Origin of the sequence: Actinocrinis sp., assembly GCF_035938995.1 — a bacterium.
Lineage (GTDB): Bacteria > Actinomycetota > Actinomycetes > Streptomycetales > Catenulisporaceae > DASZGI01.
In genome coordinates, this window is the sequence record NZ_DASZGI010000040.1 from 1 (window position 1) to 2,687 (window position 2,687).

Genomic DNA, 2,687 nt, shown 5'->3' on the forward strand with positions numbered 1-2,687 from the left:
CATCCCAGACCAGAAACCCTTTCCACCACCCCCCATGCGGGAGACAGTCGTATCCGGTATTAGCCCCGGTTTCCCGGAGTTATCCCAGAGCCTGGGGCAGGTTACCCACGTGTTACTCACCCGTTCGCCACTCACCACCCCCCAAAGGAGGCGGTCCGTTCGACTTGCATGTGTTAAGCACGCCGCCAGCGTTCGTCCTGAGCCAGGATCAAACTCTCCAAAAAAACCTGTCGAGCATCCCAGCAAGTCCCGACCGAAACCGGAACAAACCAAACAAAAAACATGGCATCGTAAACAAATGACACACTGTTGAGTTCTCAAAAAACAGACACATCGCGAGCGATCCCGGCCCTGCGGACCGGACTACACGTGGGTGTTACCTGCTCGCCGTCCCTCGGGGTCCGTCCGGTTTGCCCGGCGTCCCCCTTGCGGCGACTCGGTAAACATTAGGCCCCCGGCGCGGGGCCGTCAAATCGGAGAATCAACATTCTGACTCCGCGCCGGGGTGCGGCTGACTACCGATCAGCTCGCCAGTTCGACGGCGGCGAGGGTGCGGCGACCTCGGCGCAGGAGCAGCCAGCGGCCGTGCAGCAGGTCCTCCTGGGCCGGGGCCGCGTCGACATCCTCGATCTTGGCGTTGTTGAGGTAGGCGCCGCCCTCTTGGATCGCCCTGCGGGCCGCCGAGCGGCTCGGGACGATGCCCGTGTCCGCGAACAACTCGTAGAGCGGCGCGAGGGCAGCGACCTTTGCCGTGGGCAGCTCGGAGACCGCGGCGGCGAGCGTGCGCTCGTCGAGCGTGGTCAGGTCGCCCTGGCCGAACAGCGCACGGCTGGCCGCCTCGACGCGAGCGAACTGGTCTGCGCCGTGCACGAGGGTCGTCACGTCCTCGGCAAGCGCCTTCTGAGCGAGCCTCAGATGCGGCTTCTCCGACGTCGCGATGGCCAGCTCCTCGATCTCCTCCCGCGTGCGGAAGGTGAAGATCTTCAGGTACTCGACGACCTTCGCGTCCTCGGCGTTGAGCCAGAACTGGTAGAACGCGTACGGCGTGGTGAGCTCCGGATCGAGCCACACCGTTCCGCCCTCGGTCTTGCCGAACTTGGTTCCGTCGGCTTTGGTGACCAGGGGCGTGCCCAGGACGTGCACCGAAACGCCCTCCGCGCGGTGGATGAGATCCACGCCCGCGGTGAGATTGCCCCACTGGTCGCTTCCGCCGGTTTGAAGCGTGCAGCCGAACCGCCGGAAGAGCTCCAGGAAGTCCAGGCCCTGCAGGATCTGGTACGAGAACTCGGTGTAGCTGATGCCGGCCTCGGAGCTCAGCCGCGCGGCCACCGCGTCCTTGGACAGCATCTTGCCCACCCGGAAGTGCTTCCCGATGTCACGCAGGAAGTCGATCGCGGACATCGGCGCGGTCCAGTCCAGGTTGTTCACGATCCGCGCGGCGTACTCCCCCTCGAAGTCGAGGAAGCGCTCGACCTGCACCCGGATCTTCTCCACCCAGGCGGCGACGGTCTCCTTCGAATTGAGTGTTCGCTCGGACGAGGGCTTCGGATCGCCGATCAGGCCGGTCGAGCCGCCGACGAGGCCGAGCGGGAGATTTCCAGCGTCCTGGATCCGGCGCATGGTCAGCAGTTGGACCAGGTTGCCCATGTGCAGGCTCGGCGCGGTCGGGTCGAAGCCGCAGTAGAACGTCACCGGACCGTCCGCGAAGGCTTTGCGCAGCGCCTCTTCGTCGGTGGACAGGGCAAGCAGGCCCCGCCACTTGAGCTCGTCGACGATGTCGGTCACGGTCCGTCCGTCCCTGGAGAAGTGGAATTCGTCGGTCCTAGCCTGCCTGATCGGTGCCGGAGATCGCTAACTGGTTCTCCGCTTGGGCACGTGCGGACGGTAGGTGCTGACGGTGGGCTCAGCGTCGATCCAGAAGCGCCAGGGGAAATCGGCGGCCTCGCGCAGGCCCACGCGGGGACCGGTGCGTATGCGGTCGGCGGGCGGTGGGTCGCCGCGCAGCAGGACCAGTGGGCCGTCGCCACAGACGTCGGCGCCGTCGTCGGCTCGGCCGATACCGAGGGCCTCGACGAGGCGGGCCGGGCCTCGGGCGAGATCGTTGTCGTTCTTGGCAGCGTGGCGACGCTTGCGTGCGAGTTCGATTCCGTCAACGACGGTTGCGCCGCGGAGCAGGACCGCGCTGGCGACGTTCGGTGCCCCACAGACCAGGTTCATGCAGTAGTGCATGCCATAGGTGAAATAGACGTAGACATGGCCAGGCGGGCCGAACATGGTGACGTTCCGCTTGGAAAGTCCGCGATAGGCATGCGAACCAGGGTCGTTCGGTCCGTCGTAGGCCTCGACCTCGGTGAGGCGGACGGTGACCAGACCCTCCGGGGAGTCATGTGCCAGAACCCGGCCCAGTAGGTCGGGCGCGACCTGGAGGACCGGGCGGTCGAAGAACGACCTCGGGACGGGCGTGGAGTCGAACGGGTCCGGCTCGGTTGCTGGGGCGTCAGGCATCGAACCAGGTGCGCTGTTCGTCGAGGCGTCCGCGCACCTCGGCCAGCTGTTCGCGGACGCGGACGGGTGCGGTGCCGCCGCGTCCGTCGCGCGAGGCGAGGGAGCCGGGGACGGTCAGCACCTCGCGGACCGCGGGCGTGAGCCGGGCGTCGATCGCGCTCAGATCGGCGTCGGTCAGCTGG

General features: G+C 66.7%; 2 protein-coding genes, 1 rRNA gene and 1 pseudogene. All 4 read right to left on the reverse strand.

Annotated features, from left to right (window positions below; genetic code table 11):
• Positions 1 to 224, reverse strand: a 16S ribosomal RNA gene (locus tag VGZ32_RS02690); the annotation flags it as partial.
• 298 nt (positions 225 to 522) lie between these two features.
• Entirely contained in the window at positions 523 to 1,785 is a 1,263-nt protein-coding gene (gene tyrS / locus VGZ32_RS02695) for a tyrosine--tRNA ligase (RefSeq protein ID WP_326884172.1), read from the reverse strand.
• Between the two features lie 66 nt (positions 1,786 to 1,851).
• Entirely contained in the window at positions 1,852 to 2,505 is a 654-nt protein-coding gene (locus tag VGZ32_RS02700; RefSeq protein WP_326884173.1) for a DNA-3-methyladenine glycosylase, read from the reverse strand.
• A pseudogene (locus VGZ32_RS02705) lies at positions 2,498 to 2,687 on the reverse strand (argininosuccinate lyase); the annotation flags it as partial. The gene VGZ32_RS02700 and the pseudogene VGZ32_RS02705, both read right to left, overlap by 8 nt.